Source organism: Mesorhizobium sp. M1163, from assembly GCF_040318415.1.
GTDB lineage: Bacteria > Pseudomonadota > Alphaproteobacteria > Rhizobiales > Rhizobiaceae > Mesorhizobium.
The window spans coordinates 55278-76558 of the sequence record NZ_JAMYMF010000005.1 but is presented as its reverse complement, the minus strand read 5'-3'; the positions used below and the strand labels follow the sequence as shown (position 1 = coordinate 76558).

The window sequence follows — 21281 nt, the reverse complement described above, 5'->3', positions numbered from 1 at the left end:
AGATGCGATTCGGCAGGCCGGATCGGTATTTGGGTGTGATCCGCCCCGGTGGACGGAAAAGCTGCTCTCTTTGTTTTACCGTGATGTTGCCCAAAAACCGGTCCCCGCCTTTCGCGATCATGCTCTAGCGTGAGGATTCGCCCATGGACAAGAGCCCCGATGCTTTCCGCACCATCAGCGAGGTCGCGGAGGATCTGGATTTGCCGCAGCACGTGCTGCGCTTCTGGGAGACGCGTTTCAACCAGATCAAGCCGATGAAGCGCGGCGGCGGCCGCCGCTACTACCGGCCGCAGGACGTCGAGCTGATCAAGGGCATTCGCCACATGCTCTACGATCAGGGCTATACGATCAAGGGCGTACAGAAGCTGTTGCGCGAGAACGGCAACCAGTTTTTGATCGCCGTCGGCAATGGCGACATGGCGGCGGTCGAGGCGATCTCGCAGCGCCGGCAGGCTGACGCGGTACCGCTGACGCAAGCGGCGCAGCCGCGCGGCCCGGACGACGAGATGCTGGTCGGCCAACCGAGGGTGAAACCCAGCCGTCGTTTTTTCGGCATCGGCAAGACCGACGAGGAAGGCCCGGTTCCGCCGGACACGTCAAAACTTTCCCGTGATAATCGCGCATTGCTGCAGGAGGCGCTGTTCGACCTGCTCGAATGCAAGCGCCTGCTCGATCAGGTTCGCTAAAGCCCGCCGGGGCTGGCCGGAACGGTCTTCGGGGTCATGCGTTAGGCTTCCTTCTGCAGATGAAGGAACCACGTCATGGCATCGCTTTCGAGCATCTCCGACACCGATCTGAACAAGCAGGTCGCGGCCCTGACCAGGGAACTGGCCACTTTGAAGAAAGCCGGGTTGAAGCGGGGCGGCGCCTATTACGAAGACGGTCGCGATACCGCGTCGGACTATTATTCGGATATCGCCGAGCGTCTCGGCGACACCTTGCCGGCAATCAGAAGGCAAGGTTGGGCGATCGAGAAGACCGCCCGTGATCACCCGGCGACGGCGGCCGCTGTCGGGCTGGTTCTGGTCGGGCTGGTCGCCAGTCTCTTCCTCGGTGGCCGGCAGCAAAAAGCGCCGCGAGCGCGTTCAAGGTAGAGGAAATGCGGTGGTCAGCGGGACCGCCGCCATTTCGTCGACGCGGCAAAGCCGGCAAGCTGGCCGCCCTTGATCAAAGACCAAGAACGCCTGCTTGCTGGCTGTCTATCCCAAGGCGTTTTCAGTACTTCTTCGCCACGACCTTCTTGTGATGATGGCGGTAGTGGTGGACGCGGTGATGGTAGTGATGGCGGTGATGCTTCTTGACGGTGGTGTGCATCGTCGCTGCACTCGCGCTGCTCGCGCCGATGATCGGCATCGAAAGGGCAAGTGCGATTGCAAGTCCAAGGGCGGAGAGAAGAGACTTCTTCATGACATCGTTTCCTTTTTGCGCAGGGCGAATTTGAGCGTCACCGATTCAGGTCGGTGACTCGAGCACTGCGGTCAGGACTATCGCCTTGGAGTTTTTCGGCAGTTTTTCCGGCCTGTAGAATTTTGTTTCCGAACTGTGTCTGCCGACCATCAAGCCAGATATGAGCGCGCCGGCATCCGCCATTCATTCCGGCGTCGGTTCACGATGCCGTGACGCTATCTTTGATGCTTGGCAAATCACCGGCGAGCGGGCATTCTCCCGATCGTCTCAGGCAACAACATGATTTGATCTAACTCTTTCATCCCACGGAGTTGCCAATGCCCCAAATAGCAAAACGCGAACCTTACTCCGAATTGGCGGCGAGCGCGGTTACGCCTGAACGCAGTGCCGTCCGAACCGCCCGGGAAGCCCGTGGATACAGCATCGAAGAGCTGTCCCTGGCGTGCGGGCTGGCAGCCTATGAGATTGCCGACATCGAAAGCGGCAAGGATGCCGATCCTTCGAAACGTCGGCGTATTGCCTCCGCGCTTCAGCTTCCGGAAAGCGCTCTGTTCGACGAAGCCGTGTTGCCTGCGAAAAGGCGGTCCGTGTCGTAGCGGCGTGCCATGCGTTTATTCGACGAGCTCGCCATGGGTTGCCCTGGCGAGCTTCGTTTTCCGGCCACGTAGCGGACTTGCCGGCCGCCACGGCGACGCGAGACGGAAATCGCCGGAGATGAGCCTCGAATCCGTTCGCGCTTTCTTCGTCGCCCACGCGCCCGAAATCGACGTCATCGTTACGCAAGCCAGCTCGGCGACGGTGCCTCTGGCTGCCGAAGCGCATGGCGTAGCGCCGGCGCAGATTGCCAAGACGATCTGCCTGCGCGCCGGCGACCAGACGATGCTGATCGTGGCCAGCGGCATCTCCAGGCTGGACAATCGCAAATTCAAGGACCGGTTCGGCGGCAAGGCGCGAATGCTGGATGCCGAGCAGGTGCTCGCCGCGACCGGTCATCCCGTCGGTGGGGTGTGCCCGTTCGGCCTACCGGCACCGCTCCCGGTGTACTGCGACGTCTCGCTGCGCGCCTTTGACGAGGTCGTCCCCGCCGCAGGCGCGACGAACGCCGCCGTCCGGCTCAGCCCGCAACGCATGGCCGAACTCGTCGACGCCGAGTGGGTGGATGTCTGCCAGTAGCCCTTTATCCGGGTCGTGGGATCCGGTGAGCGTTACCGCTATTCGGTCTTCTGTGGCTCTTCTTTCTTGATCGTCTGAGCGTCCGCGGCTGTCGACATATCGGCCTTCTCGACGCTCGCTGTCCTCGTCTGCGTGTCGACCGATGCCTGGACCTTTGAATGCGCGGGGCAATCCGCAGAGGCAGCGGATATGGACAGGGTCAGTGCGGCGGCTGTTGCGAGGAATGTCTTCATGATCATTCTCCTCTTTCATTGGATATTCGTTGAGAAGATTAGCCCGTCTGGCACCGACCGCAAAATCACATTTGTTCACGCGCGCCCTTGCGTGCACGGAAGCCTACGCTGGACCAATAATTCAAATGGTTGCGCGGATAGCCGCTTGCCGTATCAAAACCCACTGCCTCCGGCCGGAGGATTTTTGGCGTAAAAAATCTCGCCGCTCAGAGCCAGTCTCAAATCTTCGGCGCTGAGCTGACCACTTTCGAACAAATCCATCACCCTGCGGCCGAGCACTTCTCTGCCTGGATCGCCGTCAGCGAGGCCTAGTTCACGGCATCGGGCATCAAGTGCTTTGGCCAACATGGTCAGCTCGGCAGGACAGGTAGCTCCTTGAAGCGACATTGCATCTCTCCCGAAAAGGCCGAAAGGGCGTGTCATCTTCGAAGCGTCCGCTCGCCCTTACAACTGCGGACGACGGCAATTTAACTAGAGCCAACCTTTTTCGAACTCAACATTCGAACGTATTAAAAACGCCGCCCGCGCTCCAATGGGAGGATCCTGCTACAATACGGTATGGCCGTCCGTATAGCGGTTGTCCTAATGCTTCTTTTCGCCTTCGCCTACGGTTTCGCAAAACTCGTGGAACATTATGGCAGCGTTGGCGACAGGCCCTCTCCGTGTGAAGAATTGCCCTATCCTGATTGTCCTGACCCAAAAGCTCCTCCCCGGGAAGAAACTAAGCCTTGAGCAGGTGCTTGTTTGTAGGCGGCCTCATGGCCATGGCACCGGAGTTCGCCCACCGCCAGCGGAACAACAAGTCTTTCGGCTCGTTTAGGTAAGTAGCCCCGCACGGAAGCATCAAGCACCGTAGCGGAAGGTTGCCTCGCTGGAGGATTGCTATATGGGAAAGCAACTTTTATCTGCTGCGACAGGAATCTTTCTTTTCGTAGGTATCGGAACCGCCGCTGCTCAGGACGTCATCATTCAGCCTGAGCAAGACACGGTGATCCGGGAGTATGTAAAGAAGAAGCCGGTAGCATCCCTGAGCCTTCCCGGTGTTGAGCTCAACATTGGCACCGCCCTGCCCGACACAGTCGAGCTTTACGAAGTGCCGGACGTTCAGTACCGCTATGTAGTCGTCGAGGGACGAACCGTCCTGGTTGATCCAGGTACCCGCAAAATTGTTAAGATCTACGATTGATTTTCTGCCTGAAGCCCGCCGTGCCGAAAAAGCGGCGGGCTTGTTTGCGTTCAGCCGCCAATCGCGGTAGCGGACGATGCGCTCGCGTCCTCACGGAAACCGGCGGGGTGAGCTGCCACGTTTCGTTCCCAGGCCGCCAGCATCCAGGTTGGGTTCTTCATGCTTGCTGCCATTGATCCTTCCGGCATTCCCGCAAGCAACGAGGGCCGGGCACGTTGCGCTTGCTCGACTTTCCTGACCCCGTCGCTGCCGCCCTGAAAAAGTTTCAGGCCAAGCCGGCCGCCGGCGTTGAACCAGTTCGTTCCAACCGCCGGTTGGTGGACGCGCTACCGCTCATGCGCCTAATGTCAACTTGATCCGCGCGCACCTGGCAACCCCGCCCACCCGAGTCCCCCGCCTGGTGCAACAGCGCTTGATCGGCCCCGCCGTACTTCATGTGCGGCGGGTTTTTATTTACTCGATGGAACAACCCGGCCGGCGCGACGGTTCATCTCAACGCAGCAAGTCCCTCCTCATAAGAATTGCTGCCAGATCGGGTTGCACCGATCTGCCCGCGTCCTTCTCCCAGAAGGCGCGAGCTTTTTGCATGCTGGTTTGGGCTATTCCACATTGACCTGGCGAGCGAAGCCCTTGGTCGAAATCGTGTTGCGCTGGCTGCAATGCGGCTATTCTGTATGGCCAGTTGGGGGAACTGGCTAAGCCTTTGGATTTAATGGTCGGAGTGGCCGGATTCGAACCGACGACCCCTTGACCCCCAGTCAAGTGCGCTACCGGGCTGCGCTACACTCCGGACCGGTCGCGATGTATCGTGATAGACTGGGTCCGGTCAACCGAATTCGGCTGCTGTCCGGCCTGAAGCAACAGCAACGGAGGTTGCGGGCGCCGCGCCGCCCGCAACTGCCACTGATGGCGGTATTCGAGCGCGATGGCGCCCCAGATCAGGCCGAGCAGCAGGTAGACATGGCGCCAGTGGTCGATGTCGATGAAGGTGCCGAGCCCGATATTGCCGATGAAGGCGACATAGGCGCATAGTAGATAAGGCTGCCAGGGCCGGTCGCGCAGCAGAATGCGGAAGCCGGCGGCGATCGTCCAGCACGTCAGCGTCAGGAACGACACGAAGCCGAGCCAGCCGTAATCCATCAGCATCTTCAACCAGATGTCGTGTGTGTCCTCGCCGAACATCTTGCCGAAGACGAGCGGGCCGATGCCGAACGGATGCTCCAGCGCCATCTGAAAGCCGATCGTGTAGCGGGCGAAGCGGCCGAGGCGGGCGGTGTCGTAGCTTTGTTCGAGTTGCGCGCGATTCGAGAACATCTCCGCCACGCCCGGCAGTTGCAGGATGACGATCATCGCAATGACCAGCAGCCCGACGGCGGCGATGGTCATGACGACGACGCGCAGCCGGAATTTGCCGCTGGCACTCTGCAGGAACAAGGCCCCGGTCAGCAGGATCGCCGAAACGGCGAACATGCCCCAGGCGCCGCGCGAAAAGGAAAAGAAGATGCCGGCGGTGATGATCAGCAGCGGCACCGCCAATAGAGGCATGCGCGCGATCGAGCCGGTAAGCAGCAGATAGAGCAGGTAGATGCCCGGCAGCACCAGGAACGGCCCGAACACGTTCGGGTCCTGGAAGGCGCCGGCGGCACGGTCGTATTTGGTGAAGATCTCCGCTCCTGGAAAGGCATGGAAATAGCCGGCTATGCCGACCAGCGAAGTCAGCACTGCCGACACGACATAAGCGACGAAGATCACGCGGTAGAGACTGGGCTGGACGGCCGTTACGGAAGCGAAGAAAACCGCGGTGAGGGTCAGGAACAGCGAGACGGCGAGATAGAGCGGCGTGCCGGCGAGGTCCGACATCTGCGTCATCGAGATCATTCCGCCGATGTTCATGATTACCAGCAGCACCAGAAGTGGCACCGCCGCGCGCTGGATGCGCAGGCCGAACAAGGGCCACACCACGATCAGCCCGATCATGTAGAGATCGTACGGCGCCGGTTCGGCAATGACGAAACCGGACAGGAAGACGCCGAGGAAAACCGCCCCCGACGCAATCACTGCAATGAGCTTGGCGTTGACCACCGCCGCCGGCAATTCGTAGGCCGTCGCGCTCAATACGCATTTTCCGTGTTGAGCAGGCGGATCGGCGTCAGGAACAGGATTCTCAGGTCGAACAACAGCGACCAGTTCTCGATGTAATAGAGGTCGTATTCCGTGCGCATGCGGATCTTCTCGTTGGTGTCCATCTCGCCGCGCCAGCCATTGATCTGAGCCCAGCCGGTCACGCCGGGTTTGACCTTGTGGCGGGCGAAATAGCCGTCGACCACCTCATTGTAGAGGAGGTTGTGAGACTGCGCGGCAATGGCGTGCGGGCGCGGCCCGACCAGCGACAGCGAACCGAACAGCGAATTGAAGAACTGCGGCAATTCGTCGATCGAGGTCTTGCGGATGAACCGGCCGACGCGGGTGACGCGCGGATCGTTCTTGGTCACGGTCTGCTTCGCGGTCGGGTCCGCCTTTTCGGTGTACATCGACCGGAACTTGTAGACGTCGATGATCTCGTTGTTGAAGCCGTGCCGCTTCTGGTGGAACAGCACCGGCCCCTTGCTGTCGAGTTTGATCGCGATCGCGGTCGCCAGCATCACCGGCGAGAACACGATGATGCCGATGATCGAAAAGACGATGTCGAAGGCGCGTTTCGCGACCGAATCCCAGTCGTTGATAGGCTTGTCGAAGATATCGAGCATCGGCACCGAGCCGATGTACGAATACGCGCGCGGCCTGAACTGCAACGCGTTCGAATGCGCCGACAGCCGGATGTCGACCGGCAGCACCCACAGCTTCTTCAACAATTGCAGCACGCGCGATTCGGCGGTCAGCGGCAGCGAAACGATCAGCATGTCGATGCGCGCGATGCGGGCAAATTCGATGAGCTCGGAAATCGTGCCGAGCTTGGGATAGCCGGCGACAACCGGCGGCGAACGCTTGTCACCACGATCGTCGAAGATGCCGCAGATGCGGATGTCGTTGTAGGGCTGCTTTTCGACCGAGCGGATCAGTACCTCCGCCGCCTTGCCGCCGCCGACGATGACGGCGCGGCGCTCCATCCGCCCGTCGCGCGCCCAGCGCCGGATCAGCTTCGACATCACCAGCCGGAGACCCAGGATCAGCACGAAGCCAATAACGAACCACGTGCCGAAGAGCAGGCGCGAATAGTCTTCCGACATTTTCATGGTGAAGGCGGTGAGCGCCATCAAGGCGAAGGTTCCGGCCCAGACCAGCAGGAGGCGGCCGAAATTGGCGATCGGCCGCATCAGCGCGACGATCTGGTAGCAGTCCGTGACGTCGAGCAGAACGACCGCGAGGAACGAGGTGGCGGCGATCGTCAGCGAGTATTGCCAGGCAAGATAGTTGAAAAAGCCGACATAGTAGAAATAGACGGCAAGACCCGACACCAACAGCAGCGCGAATTCCGCCATGCGCAGGACGCCGCTGACCATGATCGGCGACATCGTATCGCGCCGGTATTGCGAGGCGACCTGGCGGGCAACGTCGTTCATGCCGCCGGCCGTGTTGTTCTCGGCAGGGGCGTCGAATTTGCGCACCGCGTCTAGCGAAAAACGGCGCGCGGGGTCGATTTCGTTCATGGGGCGTCCGTAGGTTTCCCTCAGGTGAATAGCAAAAGAGAGCTAAGAAACCCTTGAAACAACAGATGGCTTTGGAGACGCTTTCACCGGGGGCCTTTTGCAGCCGAGTGGATATCAGTTGCTCTACTGTTTGAGCGCGGCGAAATAGGCCTTTTCGATTTCGGCGGCCATTACATCGGCGCCGAACCGTGCCTTGAGGTCGGCGGCACCGGGCATCAGGCCTTTGTAGGCGTCGAGATCGGCCAGAGCGGCACTTATCTTGTCGCCAAGTTCGCGCGGGTCGGGCCGGATCAGGGCAGGGGAGCCGGTGTCGAAGATTTCCGGTATGCCCCCGACCGACGTCGCGATTAGCGGCTTCCCGGCGGCAAGCGTTTCCAGAACGATATAAGGCATGGCTTCCGCGCGCGAGGGAACGACGACCAGCTTGGCCAGCGTGAAGGCGAGCCTGGCTGGCATCGGCGGCAGGAAGCTGACCTCGAGGCCGAGCTGATCTACCTGGGCGCGATAGCGCGGCAGGTCGTCGCCGTCGCCGACCATCAGCGCTTTCAATGGGCGACCGAGCCGTGTTGCGGCTCGCCTCAGTGCATCGATGAAGATGTCCGGGCCCTTGAGGTCGCGCATCATGCCGATATAGAGGAGGTCGACGGCATTGTGCTCGGTCTGCACCGGCTCGAACTCGGCGGCGCGCAGGCCGTTGTGGACGAGAGCGTTCGGAATGGGCGGCTCGCCGACCTTCCTGCGATAAGTCCGCCGCTCATAATCGGAAACAAACAGCAGGCAATCGGTGAAGCGAGCCATGAAGCGCTCGAGCGCGAAGAACAGCTTCCCCATCGCCGTGGTCTCGTCATAGTGGAGTGAGCCGCCATGCGGCGAATAAAGGCGGGCTACGCGAGACCTGGATACCCGCAACAATGAGCCGAACAGACGGGCATAGGCGCCACCTTTGGCGCCATGCCCGTGCAGCACGTCCGGCCGCAATTCTTTTATGATCCTATAGGTGCGTCGGGCCGAAGCGAGATCGCCTGGCCCGACATGCCGCTGCATCGGTGTGCGATGAATGCCGAGCGCCAGGCTGCCTTTCATCTGTTCGAACAGCCGTTCCTCGAAATCGCCGCCAGTGGTCGAATCGCAGACGATGCCGACGGCATGGCCGGCGGCGACCTGAGCCTCGGTCAGGTCGCGCACATGCCGGAAGATGCCTCCGACGGGTGAGCGAAAGCAGTGGACGATCCTGAGTGTGTCCGCCACTTGGTCAGCACATCAAAACAGGCGTTCGCGAACATAGACTGTATCGCCGGGCAACAGCGGGTCGGAGGTTACCACGCGTCCGGTTATGACCTTGCCGTTGATGTCGCGGGTAATGTCGACGCTTTCCTGGTTGGCGCGTGGCGTGAAGCCGCCGGCGATGGCGATGGCTTTCTGCACGGTCAGGCCCGGAACGTAGGAATATTGGCCCGCCGCGCCCACTTCACCCATGACGAAGATCGGCCGGTAGCGATCGATTTCGACCGAAACGTCAGGATCGCGCAAATAGCCCTGGCGCAGTTTCTCGGCGATCTCGCCCTCGAGTTGCTGGGCGGTGTGGCCGCGCGCCGGCACGTTGCCGACGAGCGGCAGCGAGAGATAGCCGGATTGGTCGACGCTGTAGCTGTTGGTCAATCCTTCCTGCTCGAACACGGTGACGCGGACGCGGTCGCCGGCACCGAGGCGATAGGGCTGGTCGAGCACTTCATGGAAGGCGGCCGGCGTCGGCCGGTAGCTTGAGCAGCCCGAAAGCATCGATACGGCAAGCAGCGCGCGGAAAAGGGGAGCAGTGCTTTTCATGAGCGGACACGTACCTTTGAATAGCCGGCGACTCTGCGGCAAACCTTAACGATCGAGCTCGGTTATCATCCTGTTAGGGTTAATGGCCGGTAAAGGCGCGCGGCCGATGCGGGCCCGATCGACAAATGCAGATGGTTTTCAGCCTCTTGTTTGCGGCTTGTTAGTAGAGCCTAACAGGTGCTTACCGCGTTATTAACGGCTGAGTTACCATAGTTGTTTACGGTGCATGCTGACTCAGTACCGGAGCAGGGATGCATGTCCGTTCAATCCGCGGCCGCAGATGTCGACGTCGATCTCAGGCAGCTTTTCGCCAGCCTTGCGCGAAACTGGCTGCGCATCCTTGTCGTTGCACTGGTTGTAACCGGCCTGGCCTTTGCGCTCGCCTGGCTTGCAACGCCCGAATACAAGGCGGCAGCCAAGCTGGAGATCGGGCCTCGAGAATCGGAGTTCACGCGGCCAGCCGGTGGCAACGGCAACGAGCGGTCGATTCCCGACGAAGAGGCTGTGGCCACCGAGGTCCAGATCATTTCGTCCCCTGACATCCTCAAACAGGTGGCGGCGAAGCTCAACCTCGCGAAATTGCCCGAATTCGACGAGGCGCTGAAGATGTCGGCGCTGAGCCGCACCCTTGTCCTCGTTGGCTTGAAAAGCGATCCCTTCGAGATTCCGCTGGAAGAGCGCGTGCTGGACGCAATGCATGACAAGCTCAACGTCTATGGCGTTGAAAAAACCCGCGCGATCGCAATCGAGTTCTCGTCAGAGGATCCACAGCTTGCCGCCGCAATCCCGAACGCCATTGCAAACGCCTATATCGCCTCCAAGGGCAACGCCAGGCTCGAATCGAATTCCGCCGCCACCGACTTTCTGGCGCCGGAAATCGCGGATCTGCAGAATCGAGTGAAGGAGGCGGAAGCCAAGGTTGCCGCATTCCGTGCCCAGTCCGATCTTTTGATGGGCGGCAACAATTCGGTGCTTTCCACCCAGCAGCTGTCCGAATTGTCGAGCGAACTATCACGGGTGCGCGCCAACCGCGCTTCGGCGGAAGCGACCGCCGACAGTGTGCGCAGGGCGTTGCGCAATGGCGGCTCGCTGGATGCCGTTCCAGAGGTGTTGTCTTCCGACCTGATCCAGCGCCTGCGCGAGCGGCAAGTCGAACTCAAGAACAACATCGCCGACCTTTCCACCACCTTGCTCGACAATCATCCGCGCATCCGTGCGCTGAAGTCGCAGCTCGCCGATCTCGACCGCCAGATCCGCAACGAAGCGGAAAAGATCATGAAGGGTCTGATGGCGCAGGCCGAGACGGCGAAGGCACGAGAGGCTCAACTCGTGGCCGACGTCAACACCCTGAAGGCGGCGTCCGCCCGCGCCGGCGAAGAGCAGGTGGAACTCGATGCCCTGCAGCGCGATGCCGCGACCAAGCGCCAGCAACTCGATCTCTACTCGTCCAGCTATCTCCAGGCGGCCGCACGCAAGGATCGTAACTACCTGCCTGTCGACGCTCGCCTATTTTCGGAGGCCCGGGCGCCGACCGAACCCTATTTCCCCAAGATTGGTCCGATTGTCGGTGCGGCCTTTGTCGGCTCGTTGCTCCTCATGGCGATCGTCACGTTGCTGCAGGAACTGTTTTCCGGCCGCGCCATGCGTCCGGCCGCCGGTGCCCATTTCGAACGCATCGAGCAGGTTGCGATGCCGGCTGTCCAGGCCGAACGCGTAGTGGCCGAGCCCGGCCCGCCGGTTGCCCGGCCCGAACCGGCAGTCGCCGAGATCGACCAGTTCGGTGAGTCCGACAACAGTGTCACTGAAACCAAACTGGAGCCGGAACCCGTCGCGGTGGCGGAAGCGGCTGCCGAGAAAATCGAACCGGAGTACTCTGAGATGGCTGCTGCAGACATTGAACCGGCACGTTCTACCCTCGGTGAGGTCGACATCGACAAGGCCGCGGAAAAACTCATCGCCACCGGTGCCGCCCGCGCCATATTCGTGTCGCCGGAAGGCGACGAGGCGGCTGCCTCGGCGGTGCTGGTGGCGCGCGCAGTCTCCGACGCCGGGCTACGCGTGCTGCTGCTTGATCTCACCGCTTCGGGTGCTGCCTCGCGGCCGATGCTGGACAGCGGGCTGTTTCCAGGCATCACCGATCTGCTCGCCTCGCAAGCGCAGTTCAGCGACGTGATCCACCCCGATCTCTATTCGGACTGCCACGTGATTCCGGTCGGCACAGCCGATCCGGTCCGTGCCATGCGCGCCGCCGACCGGCTGCCGATCATCATGCAGTCGCTGACCACCGCCTATGACCTGGTCGTTGTCGAATGCGGGCCAGCGGACGCCCAAGGCATCAGTCGCCTGGTGGGCGAGGGCACCGAGGTGCTGCTCTCCATGCTGGAGCCGGACGACGAGGTGACGCAAGCCGCAGTCGCGCTCATCGAGAGCGGCTATCCCGACCTGACGCTGGTCACGCCAATCGGCCATGTGGCGCCGGGGCCAATGCCGGGACGGCGCTCGGCGGCCTGAGGCAGTTTTCTCAAATCGAAATCAGCTGTCGTCTTCGCCTGCGGCCGGTGCTGTCTGCCCCACGGCCTTGCGGCGCAGCAGCTTGGTCAGCTTCCAGACCATTGGGCTGTGCTTGATGAATGCTTTCAGGCTTGCGCCGTGCCTGAGCGCAAGCGCCAGCGCGCGGCCCTTCAGCGTCAGCGGAACCAGCACCTCGAAATGCTGCGTTTCGACATCGCACCACAATCGCTTATAGGGTTCGTCGCCGACTGAGAAATCATAGATTTCAAAACCCGTCTCGCAGGCTTCCTGGATGTTCTCGAAGAACAGGAAGTCGCCGGGGCTGGTGTGTGCGAGGTCGTCCTCGGCGATCGCCCCGAATTCGCAGATCAGCCGCTTGCCCGAGCGGCTCGACCCGGTGACCGCACGAAGCTTGCCGGCGACTTCCAGCCCATGCAGCACGAAGCACGGGTTTTCCTCTTGAAGCGCTTCGGCAAACAGCGAGCGGAAAAAAGCGCGTACCTCCGCCTCACCGAAAACATTGACGATGCCCATCTTGCGGAAGCGGAATTCCTTCATCTCGAAAAAGGCGTCGAGCAGCCTGTTCACCTCGTCCGCAGTCCTCGCCTCGATGCGACGATAGCTGCCGACGGCCTCGAACTTGCGCGCCTGCGAGCGATGCTTCTTGCGCCTGCGCTTGCCGTTCACCCGGGTGAGCAGTGCATCAAACCCTCCGACAAGACCGGCGGCCAGCGACAGATTGGGGCTCGAAAAATGCGGCAAGGCGGAGAGCGGGTTGGCAACGCCGTCGAGATCAGGCAGCAACCGCTCTAGCGCGACAAGATCGATGTCGCGCCGCGCCTTGGCAATCGCGGCCAGCATAGAGCGGATCGCCGCGATATCGGCATTCGCCAGCCATTGCGGGTCGGAGGCGGCAAAATTGCCGTTGGCATGGCGGCCGCCCATAAAGCGGGCGATGCGGAATGCCCCGCTGTGGGTGACCTCCAGCGCCAACGAGAAAACCGGCCTGTCGTCGGCGCGCAGCGTCGCAACGACAACGTCGGCGCCGGTATGTGCGGCCCAGTTCAGGATCCAGCCTGCGCTCTGCGCCGGGGCAAAAAGCGCCGAACGGCAGAATTCGGCGTACGCCGCCAGCGCCGCACTATCGGCAACCGAGGTCGACAGGCCGGCTTTGCCGGCCGGCAAGGCACACGGCGACGCCTCGCTGCTTGCCAGCCGATTGCCGTCAAATGACGCGGTGGCGTCAACCATACCTCAATCCTTAGGGCGTATTCGTCGCGATTGGGGGTCCGCGCAGGCGCATTCCATGCTTGATGAGCTTAGGCGCAAAAGGTGAATGAATGATCGACGGGGGCGAGGCAATCCGCAAACTGGCGCTCAATCTCGCCCGCTATTCCGGTCTTGCGCCGCTGGCCAAGCCGTTCATCGGCGGCCTTGGCGCCATCCTGATGCTGCATCGGGTCACCGCGACGCCGGAAAAGCCGAACGGCGTCAACCGTCACTTGAACATCGCGCCTGGGTTCCTCGACATCGTGATCGCCGACATGAGGGCGAACGGCTACAGGTTCGTTACTCTGGACGAGGCGATCGAGCGCATCAAGGCTGGCGACAAGGACGGCCAGTTCGCGACGATCACCGCCGACGACGCCTATCGAGACAACATGACCGAGGCGCTGCCGGTGCTGGAGAAGCACGGCGCGCCGATTACCATCTACGTCGCGCCGGGACTGATCGACGGCGCTGCCGATTTGTGGTGGGACGTGGTCGAGGACATCGTCAATGCGCGCGATCGCCTGACGCTGACGACGCCGGACGGCCCGGTGACGATCGATTGCTCGAACCCGGGAAAAAAGGTCCAGGCCAATGCGCGCCTGCACGCTCATCTGACGCTGAAGGTGCGCGAGCACGACCAGCGTGCGGTGTTGCGCGATCTGGCGCGTTCGAACGGCATCGAGTTGGGCGGTTCGCGCCCGAACACGCTGATGAACTGGGACGAGCTCCGCACCATGGCCGCGCACCCGCTGGTGACGATCGGAGCGCATAGCGTCAATCATTGCAATCTGAAGCGGCTTTCCGAGAGCGACGCGCGGCATGAGATCGGCGACGTCAAGCGCATATTGCAGGCCAAACTCGGCGAGGAGCCGCGCCATTTCGCCTATCCCTACGGTTATGCCAGCGCCGTCGGCCGTCGCGAAGTGGGCCTTGTCCGCGATGCCGGCTATGCCTCGGCCGTGACGACCCGCCACGGCATACTCCGCGCCGAGCATGCCGGGTTCCTGCATGCCCTGCCGCGCATTTCGGTCAATGGCCGCTATCAGAGCGTCGCCCACATCCGAACAATGTTGTCGGGCGTGACGACGCCGCTGGCCAATGCCGGCAAGACGGTGGTGACGATCTAACTGTTGCCTCGGCCCTTCGGCCGCGGCTCCAGGATCAGCCATTTGATGATGCCCATCGCCGGCAGCACCCACAAAAGCCCGCTCAGCAGGAAGAAGATGAAGTGCGCCAGCGGCCCGGACTGTGACAATTGGGCGACTGCCACGATCGAGGCGACCATCGCATAGACGACGACCAGCAGTACCAGCAGGAAGCTTCCGATCAGCTTTTTCAGGCGAATGGGCATAACGCGATCTCGTTGATCGCTATCGCTTAAGCCGAACAGCCAATACGCGCAACCCGCCAGAAACGGCGCGACGGCGTGCCGCGCTGTCCGGTCTTGCAAGCTGGGTTGCGATGGTTCACCAATCCGCGACTTCAACTGCCGGGACAAAGCCATGGCTGCTGCCATATCCGATGCCGTGCCTTTCGCAGCCCGCGATCGCGACCTTCGCAACCGCGCGCTGGTACGTGGTTGGCTCTATGTCGTGCTCCTCGTGCTGTTTGCGCTGGTGGTGGTCGGCGGCGCTACGAGGCTCACCGATTCGGGCCTGTCGATCACCCAATGGCAGCCGATTCACGGCGTCATCCCGCCACTCAATGATGCCGAGTGGCAGGAGGAGTTCCTGCGCTACCAGCAGATCCCGCAATATGCCGAACTCAACAAGGGCATGAGCATCGAGGCGTTCAAGTCGATCTTCTGGTGGGAGTGGGTGCACCGCATCCTGGCGCGTAGTGTCGGCGTGGTCTTCGCCCTGCCGTTGCTGTTCTTCTGGGCGACGCGCCGCATCGAGCGCGGCCTCGGCACGAAATTGTCGGGCATCCTCCTTCTCGGCGCCCTGCAGGGCGCGATAGGCTGGTGGATGGTGGCGTCCGGGTTGGCCGACCGGGTTTCGGTCAGCCAATACCGGCTGGCGACGCATCTGACGCTGGCGGCGCTGATCTTCACGGCGACCATGGTGGTCGCGCGCGGACTGGCCCCACACTCCGAACCGGCCGCCGACCGATCGACGCAACGTCTGGCCGCCTTTCTGGTGCTGCTGGCGCTGGTCCAGATCTATCTCGGCGGGCTGGTCGCAGGGCTCGATGCCGGCTTGAGCTACAACACCTGGCCGCTGATGGACGGCAAACTGGTCCCCGGCGACCTGCTGCTGCTCGAGCCGGCATGGCGCAATTTCTTCGAAAACCCGAAGACGGTGCAGTTCATCCACCGGGTCGGCGCCTACACGATCTTCGCGGTCGCGCTCTGGCACATGATTGCGACACGCCGGCGTCTGCCGGGCACGACGCATGCCCGACGCGCGACGCTGCTGTTCCTGATTGTCGTGGTGCAGGCGTCGATCGGCATCGGCACCCTATTGATGCATGTGCCGCTGCACATGGCCCTGACGCATCAGGCATTCGCGCTGTTCCTGCTGGGTTTTGCCGCCGCGCACTGGCGCGGCACCAAGGGCGCTTATCCGCTGCCCCACGAGATTGCTCTCAGAGGCTGAGCCGCACCGTCCGGATCGCCATGGCGATCGCCAGCTCGCGGTCCTCGTCGACCGCATTGCGATCTTCATGATGCCATGCAGCCGACAGGCAGCCATAGGCGATGGCGTGGTCCAGTATCGCGGGCGGCGACTGGCCGAGCGTTGCGGCAAAGACTTGCGCCATATGGCGGATCCGCCGCGTATCGAGGCAAAGATCGTCTCGGTCGAGTGGGTTGTAGAACATGTTGGCCGCGTCGAAGCCGGGGTCGCCGAGAACGCCCTTCGGGTCGATCGCCAGCCAGCCGCGCGGACCGTGCATGACGTTGTCGTGGTGCAGGTCGCCATGCAGCGGCCGCACGTCATGCGGATTGGACAGCAGCCGTTCCGCGATTTCGGCTGCTTCGACATACCGGCTCTTTTCGCCGGCGGCGCGATCGGCCTTGGCCTTTTTGAACAGGCTGGAGAACCGGGTCCGCAACGGCTGGAGATCCGGCGGGGCAGGGTGCTTCGACGGCGAGACCAGTCTTGCCATTACCTCGGCCGCGATCGCGGTGGCGGCATTGTCGCCTTGTTCGGCAAGATGGTGTGACAGCATCCTGTCGCCGGCGTATTCGAGCAGCATGCGGTGGCCGTCGCGGCCGAGCAGCCGCACCGCGCCTTCGCCGCGTCGCCAGGCGAGGAAATGCTCGCCACGCAACTCGTCCTCGACATCGTCGAAAGGCTTTAGATCCTTGACGATTGCCGGTGAGTCGTCCTCGCGAGCAACCTTCCAGATGCGGCTGCTGAACGTTTCGGCGATGAGTTCGGGCGCGCCGACCTTCCAGCGCTTCGGAAATGCCGGCGCATCCATTCAGAGGCCGAGCATCAGATCCATGTTCTGCACGGCTGCACCCGAGGCACCCTTGCCGAGATTGTCGTAGACGGCAAGCAGCAGCGCCTGCGCCCTGTCGTCATTGGCAAAGACATAGAGCTTCATCCGGTTGGTGCCGTTGTAGATCTCCGGATCGATGTCAGGCATGCGTTCCTGATGCAGATACGGCGCCACCTCGACCACGCCGCCATCGATGGAAGCGAAATGGTCGGCGATCGCCGCGTGAAGCTCAGCGCCGGTCGGTACATGGTCGAGACCGCCGAGTTGCAGCGGCACTACCGTGATCATGCCTTGCGCGAAATTGCCGACTGCCGGCTGCATGATCGGATCGTGCGAAAGCCTGGCATAGGTCCTGAGCTCCGGCACGTGCTTGTGCTGCAGCGTCAATCCGTAGGGCAGGAATTCCGGCGCATCCTCGCCCTTGGCGACATAATCCTCGATCATTGGCCGGCCGCCGCCGGAATAGCCGGAAATGCCGTTGACGGTGACCGGAAAATCGGCCGGCAGCAGCCCCGCCGCAACCAGCGGCCGCAGCGTCGCGATTGGTCCTTGCGGCCAGCAGCCCGGATTGGCGACGCGCTTCGCCGAAGCGATCTTTTTCGCCTGGTCCTTGTCCATTTCGGCGAAACCATATTCCCACCCATCGGCGACGCGATGTGCCGTCGAGGCGTCGATCACCTTGGTGGTGTCATTGGCGATCAGCGAAACGCTTTCCTTGGCGGCTGCGTCCGGCAGACAGAGGATCGCGACATCGGCGGCATTGAGGAACTCGGCGCGCGCTGCTGTTTCCTTGCGGCGCTCGGTTGGGATGGAGATGATTTCCAGGTCGCCACGCTCGGCAAGCAGCGCCCTTATCTGCAGACCGGTGGTGCCGTGCTCGCCGTCGATGAAGATTTTCGGTTTCATTGCTTGCCAAAATTCCTGTTATCTCAAAGCTATATGCCGCTTGCCTGATTCAATCCGGCAACGCCGTGATTGCCCTGGTTCATTTCTTCGAGTCGGGCCTTTCGTTCCGCCAACAGTCCAAGATAGTGCATGGCCACCATCGACCCGGCAATTGCCGTTATATCGGCGTGATCATAGGCTGGCGCAACCTCGACGACGTCGGCGCCGACGATATCGAGCTGGTTGATCTGGCGCAGCACCGACAGGATCTTTGCCGAAGACGGGCCTCCCGCGACCGGCGTTCCGGTGCCGGGCGCAAAAGCCGGGTCCAGGCAATCGATGTCGAAAGTGACGTAGGTCTTCTTGCCGCCCGTACGGTCGACGATGGCATACGCGATGTCGGACGCACGCATTTCCTCCACTTCATGGCCATACAGGATCTTGATACCGAACGTGTCGGGCGCATGGGTGCGGATGCCGATCTGGATCGACCGGTCGGGGTCGATGATGCCCTCCTTGACTGCACGGCCGACGAAGGAGCCGTGATCGATGCGCTTGCCGTCGTCGGGCCAGGTGTCCTGGTGTGCGTCGAACTGCACCAGAGCCAGCGGGCCATGGATGGCGGCATGCGCCTTGAGCAGCGGCCAGGTGACGAAGTGATCGCCACCGAGTGACAGCAGAAAGGCGCCGGATTTCAGGATCTTCGCCGCTTCGCGTTCGATCGTGGCAGGCGTCTTCTGGTGATTGCCGCTGTCGAGCAGGCAGTCGCCATAATCGACCACGGCAAGCTGTTCGAACAGATCGCGCGAAAACGGATATTGCGGATCGTTGTCGAGGATGGCCGAGGCGCGGCGGATTGCCTGCGGTCCGAAACGGGCGCCCGGCCGATTGGTGACCGCAGCGTCGAAGGGAATGCCCCACACCACCGCATCGGCGTCCTTCACGTCCTTCGAATATTTGCGCCGCATGAACGACAGGGCGCCGGCATAGGTCGGCTCGAACGACGCACCCGTCCTGGAGCGGGTGGTGAAGGCATGATCGATGGTCCTTGGCGGCATGAAGCGGTCTCCTGTGCGTCGAAGCGCAACCTTATTGGACATAATTCTCAGAATTGCGACCCCTGCGGAGGATCATGGCCATTCGATCCGGTCACAAATCCTTGCTCGCCAGGCGAACCCGGCATGGCTCGCCAGGAGATTGCCTGGCAAGCAACCGAAAGTAGCCGCCGAAGACTGCTTCGGCCGGCGCTGACCTGATTTTCCGGCATTTTGCAAGCCGGCTTCGTTCACCTGCCTGTCACGGGCATCGCTTAACCGGGGTGCGATCCCGGTACGGAGCGATTCTCGTGCGAACGACTTGTCTCATGCGAACGATTTGGCTGAGCCTTCTGCTTTCCGCGGCGCTGGCGCTCTCCCTTGGCCAGGCATCGGCAGGCGAAACGCGCGCCAGGCAGATTCTCGACCGCTTCGAGCACGCCAACCAATGGCGCGACCATGTGATAGTGGCCGCTCACCGCGCCGGCGGCATGCAATCCGGCAAGACGCTCTATCCCGAAAATTCGATCGCCGCCGTCGAGGCGTCGATCGCAATGGGCGCCGAAATCGTCGAGCTCGATATCAGGCGCTCGAAGGACGGACAGTTCGTCGTCATGCATGACAGTTGGCTCGACCGCACGACGAATTGCAAGGGTGAGGTGGTCAACCACACGATGGCCGAACTCAAGACGTGCCGGTTGGTGATCGAAGGCACCGGCGCCGTTACGGGCGAGACGGTCTCGACATTGCGCGAGATGTTGATGACGACCAGGGACAGGATCCTCATCAATCTCGACAACAAGCTCGATACCGTAAGCCTCGTCGGCATGGTCGCGGTTGCGCGCGACCTCGGCATGGCCGACCAGGTGATCGTCAAGGAGAACCTGTGGAATGCGGAGCGGATTGCCAGTGTCAAGGCCGCCATGGACGCGATCGGCAGCGGCTTCCAGTTCATGCCGATTATCGCCGATGACGCGGTTCGCGACGCCATGTTTGCCGAGAAAGTGAGCCGGGCCTTCCCGATGCGCGCGGTCGAGATGATCAACTGGCGCACGGGATCAGAGACACTGACCGAGACCGGCGGCCCGCTGTTCAGCCCGCGCATGCGTGCGCTGGCGGTAAGGGGCGACTGGCACATCTGGGCCGACACCTATGCCATCGTCAACAAGCCGGGCGGCTTCCTCGCCGGCGGTCGCGGCGACGAGCTGGCGGTTGCGGCCAGCCTGCCGCGCGAGACTTATGGCTTCTGGGTCGAGCGCGGCGCCACCATCATCCAGACCGACGAACCGAAGGCCGCCATCAGTTGGCTGGCGGCGAACGGTTTTCGCGTGCCCTATGCCGGTGAGAAGCGCCCGGCCGAGCCGGCCAACACGGCCAGCATCAACTAGACCGGCGCGGCGAGAATTGGATCTCCCTCTTGTGGGGACGATGCCCGGCAGGGCAGAAGGGCGCTGTCCCGCCGACCCCAGGCCGGCAGCGCCAAACTTTCGAAGGAACCCAGAAACAGAAAAACCCGCCTCTGTGGGCGGGTCGTTGGAGCCAATTAGCACCATACCCAGATTAGTAGCATAGCTGCCGGCACAAAGCAAGAACAAAATGTGGCGTAGTGGCAGAAAAATGCGACGATCCTTCAGCGTCTCGGCTGTCCCGCCTGCTAGGTCGCGCGCCTTCGCTGTCCTGCCGGCAATCTCCCCCGCAAGGGAACCCACTTGGGGGAGATTGGCTCATCACAGCCTTCGGTAATCTACCCGCAGGCCGCCATTGTCACACCATCCAGCTCCTTGATGACATCGTCCGACAGTTCGAGGTCGGCAGCGGAGAGGTTCTCCCTGAGATGCGCGACGGAAGACGTGCCGGGAATCAGAAGAATGTTGGGCGCGCGGCGAAGCAGCCAGGCGAGCGCGACCTGCATGGGCGTGGCGCCGAGGCGTGCGGCGACCTTGGACAAGGTCGACGACTGCAACGGGTTGAAGCCGCCAAGCGGGAAGAACGGCACATAGGCGGTGCCGTCGCGGGCCAGATCGTCGATCAAGGCATCATCGCCCCGATGCGCCAAATTGTACTGGTTCTGCACGCAGACGATCCTGCACATCCTGCGGCCTTCGGCGATCTGTGCAGCGGTGATGTTGCTCAGCCCGATGTGGCGCACGAGGCCCTGTCGCTGGAGCTCGGCAAGCGTCGCAAGCGGCGCCTCGATCGACCCTTCGGCGGGGCCATGCGCGTCGAACATGACCCGAAGGTTGACCACCTCCAGCACGTCGAGTCCGAGATTGTGCAGATTGTCGTGCACCGCCTGTGTCAGCTCTTCTGCCGAGAAGGCCGGCAGCCATGAGCCATCCGTGCCGCGTCGGGCACCGATCTTGGTGACCATAACGAGGTCGTCGGGATAGGGTGCGAGCGCTTCGCGGATCAACAGGTTGGTCACGTGCGGGCCATAGAAGTCGCTGGTGTCGATGTGGTTGACGCCTTGTGCAACGGCTTCGCGCAGTACGGCCAATGCCGCGTCGTGGTCCTTTGGTGGGCCGAAGACGCCGGGCCCTGCGAGCTGCATGGCACCGTAGCCGAGCCGTCTCACTGGGCGGTCGCCGAGGATGAATGTGCCGGACTGGTCGACGCTGGACATGGTCTTTCTCCTTCAGGAACGGTGCACAGATAGACGCTG

Annotated in this window: 22 protein-coding genes and 1 tRNA gene; 9 read left to right on the top strand and 14 right to left on the bottom strand. The window is 62.1% G+C overall.

Annotated elements, in window-relative coordinates:
- Window positions 1-143: 143 nt before the first annotated feature.
- The gene (locus NKH43_RS06925) at window positions 144-686 is read left to right on the top strand and encodes a MerR family transcriptional regulator (protein WP_023717293.1); all 543 of its coding nucleotides are present in this window, start codon (window positions 144-146) and stop codon (window positions 684-686) included.
- Window positions 687-761: 75 nt separating this feature from the next.
- Window positions 762-1094, top strand: coding sequence for a hypothetical protein (locus tag NKH43_RS06920; RefSeq protein ID WP_352857183.1), 333 nt, complete (start codon window positions 762-764; stop codon window positions 1092-1094).
- A gap of 121 nt (window positions 1095-1215) precedes the next feature.
- On the opposite strand, the gene NKH43_RS06915 is transcribed toward NKH43_RS06920, so the two are convergent.
- Entirely contained in the window at window positions 1216-1407 is a 192-nt protein-coding gene (locus tag NKH43_RS06915) for a hypothetical protein (protein ID WP_023717295.1), read from the bottom strand.
- Between the two features lie 317 nt (window positions 1408-1724).
- On the opposite strand from NKH43_RS06915, the gene NKH43_RS06910 reads away from it, so the two are divergent.
- Window positions 1725-2003 carry a helix-turn-helix domain-containing protein gene (locus NKH43_RS06910; RefSeq protein WP_023674515.1) on the top strand — a complete coding sequence of 93 codons (279 nt, stop codon included), beginning with the start codon at window positions 1725-1727 and terminating at the stop codon, window positions 2001-2003.
- Between the two features lie 118 nt (window positions 2004-2121).
- A complete protein-coding gene (locus NKH43_RS06905) occupies window positions 2122-2580 on the top strand; it encodes a YbaK/EbsC family protein (RefSeq protein ID WP_023717299.1) in 459 nt (152 codons plus the stop codon).
- 38 nt (window positions 2581-2618) lie between these two features.
- Here NKH43_RS06905 and NKH43_RS06900 read toward each other — a convergent pair whose 3' ends face one another.
- Both NKH43_RS06900 and NKH43_RS06895 read right to left on the bottom strand, forming a co-directional pair.
- A complete protein-coding gene (locus NKH43_RS06900; protein ID WP_023717300.1) occupies window positions 2619-2813 on the bottom strand; it encodes a hypothetical protein in 195 nt (64 codons plus the stop codon).
- 153 nt (window positions 2814-2966) lie between these two features.
- Window positions 2967-3200 (bottom strand): hypothetical protein, encoded by a 234-nt coding sequence (locus tag NKH43_RS06895; RefSeq protein WP_031193496.1) that lies wholly within the window; start codon window positions 3198-3200, stop codon window positions 2967-2969.
- Window positions 3201-3699: 499 nt separating this feature from the next.
- Between NKH43_RS06895 and NKH43_RS06890 the strand changes: the two genes are divergently transcribed.
- The gene (locus NKH43_RS06890) at window positions 3700-3999 is read left to right on the top strand and encodes a DUF1236 domain-containing protein (protein ID WP_023717301.1); all 300 of its coding nucleotides are present in this window, start codon (window positions 3700-3702) and stop codon (window positions 3997-3999) included.
- A 713-nt stretch (window positions 4000-4712) separates the two neighbouring features.
- Here NKH43_RS06890 and NKH43_RS06885 read toward each other — a convergent pair.
- The 5 genes from NKH43_RS06885 to NKH43_RS06865 form a co-directional block, all read right to left on the bottom strand.
- Window positions 4713-4789: transfer RNA gene (locus NKH43_RS06885), tRNA-Pro, on the bottom strand.
- Complete coding sequence (locus tag NKH43_RS06880; RefSeq protein WP_352857181.1) at window positions 4780-6114, bottom strand: O-antigen ligase family protein; 1335 nt, start codon at window positions 6112-6114, stop codon at window positions 4780-4782. Before NKH43_RS06880 ends, NKH43_RS06885 begins: the two co-directional genes overlap by 10 nt.
- Window positions 6111-7646: an undecaprenyl-phosphate glucose phosphotransferase gene (locus tag NKH43_RS06875; protein WP_352857179.1), complete on the bottom strand. Its 1536-nt coding sequence runs from the start codon at window positions 7644-7646 to the stop codon at window positions 6111-6113. The genes NKH43_RS06880 and NKH43_RS06875 overlap by 4 nt, the downstream gene beginning before the upstream one ends.
- Before the next feature lie 123 nt (window positions 7647-7769).
- On the bottom strand, window positions 7770-8894 hold the full coding sequence (locus tag NKH43_RS06870) for a glycosyltransferase family 4 protein (protein WP_352857177.1): 1125 nt from the start codon (window positions 8892-8894) through the stop codon (window positions 7770-7772).
- A gap of 12 nt (window positions 8895-8906) precedes the next feature.
- Complete coding sequence (locus NKH43_RS06865) at window positions 8907-9470, bottom strand: polysaccharide biosynthesis/export family protein (RefSeq protein ID WP_352857175.1); 564 nt, start codon at window positions 9468-9470, stop codon at window positions 8907-8909.
- 255 nt (window positions 9471-9725) lie between these two features.
- On the opposite strand from NKH43_RS06865, the gene NKH43_RS06860 reads away from it, so the two are divergent.
- Entirely contained in the window at window positions 9726-11981 is a 2256-nt protein-coding gene (locus NKH43_RS06860) for a GumC family protein (RefSeq protein ID WP_352857173.1), read from the top strand.
- Window positions 11982-12002: 21 nt separating this feature from the next.
- Here NKH43_RS06860 and NKH43_RS06855 read toward each other — a convergent pair whose 3' ends face one another.
- Window positions 12003-13232 carry a GNAT family N-acetyltransferase gene (locus tag NKH43_RS06855; RefSeq protein WP_352857171.1) on the bottom strand — a complete coding sequence of 410 codons (1230 nt, stop codon included), beginning with the start codon at window positions 13230-13232 and terminating at the stop codon, window positions 12003-12005.
- A gap of 89 nt (window positions 13233-13321) precedes the next feature.
- Between NKH43_RS06855 and NKH43_RS06850 the strand changes: the two genes are divergently transcribed.
- Window positions 13322-14380 carry a polysaccharide deacetylase family protein gene (locus NKH43_RS06850; protein ID WP_352857169.1) on the top strand — a complete coding sequence of 353 codons (1059 nt, stop codon included), beginning with the start codon at window positions 13322-13324 and terminating at the stop codon, window positions 14378-14380.
- Here NKH43_RS06850 and NKH43_RS06845 read toward each other — a convergent pair.
- Window positions 14377-14604 (bottom strand): DUF2842 domain-containing protein, encoded by a 228-nt coding sequence (locus tag NKH43_RS06845; protein WP_023717309.1) that lies wholly within the window; start codon window positions 14602-14604, stop codon window positions 14377-14379. The two genes, NKH43_RS06850 and NKH43_RS06845, sit on opposite strands and share 4 nt — an antisense overlap.
- Before the next feature lie 151 nt (window positions 14605-14755).
- Between NKH43_RS06845 and NKH43_RS06840 the strand changes: the two genes are divergently transcribed.
- Entirely contained in the window at window positions 14756-15850 is a 1095-nt protein-coding gene (locus NKH43_RS06840) for a COX15/CtaA family protein (RefSeq protein ID WP_352857167.1), read from the top strand.
- Here NKH43_RS06840 and NKH43_RS06835 read toward each other — a convergent pair.
- Genes NKH43_RS06835 through speB form a run of 3 tightly spaced genes read right to left on the bottom strand, consistent with a single transcriptional unit; the run spans window position 15840 to window position 18643 of the window.
- Window positions 15840-16679, bottom strand: coding sequence for an aminoglycoside phosphotransferase family protein (locus tag NKH43_RS06835; RefSeq protein WP_352857165.1), 840 nt, complete (start codon window positions 16677-16679; stop codon window positions 15840-15842). The genes NKH43_RS06840 and NKH43_RS06835 overlap by 11 nt on opposite strands.
- Entirely contained in the window at window positions 16680-17606 is a 927-nt protein-coding gene (gene argC, locus NKH43_RS06830) for an N-acetyl-gamma-glutamyl-phosphate reductase (protein ID WP_352575931.1), read from the bottom strand.
- Between the two features lie 29 nt (window positions 17607-17635).
- The gene (gene speB / locus NKH43_RS06825) at window positions 17636-18643 is read right to left on the bottom strand and encodes an agmatinase (RefSeq protein ID WP_352449331.1); all 1008 of its coding nucleotides are present in this window, start codon (window positions 18641-18643) and stop codon (window positions 17636-17638) included.
- A 305-nt stretch (window positions 18644-18948) separates the two neighbouring features.
- Here speB and NKH43_RS06820 point away from each other — a divergent pair, with 305 nt between their 5' ends.
- Window positions 18949-20007, top strand: a complete 1059-nt coding sequence (locus tag NKH43_RS06820) for a glycerophosphodiester phosphodiesterase family protein (protein WP_352857163.1) — start codon at window positions 18949-18951, stop codon at window positions 20005-20007.
- A gap of 356 nt (window positions 20008-20363) precedes the next feature.
- On the opposite strand, the gene NKH43_RS06815 is transcribed toward NKH43_RS06820, so the two are convergent.
- Complete coding sequence (locus NKH43_RS06815; protein WP_352857161.1) at window positions 20364-21242, bottom strand: aldo/keto reductase family oxidoreductase; 879 nt, start codon at window positions 21240-21242, stop codon at window positions 20364-20366.
- Window positions 21243-21281 lie beyond the last annotated feature (39 nt).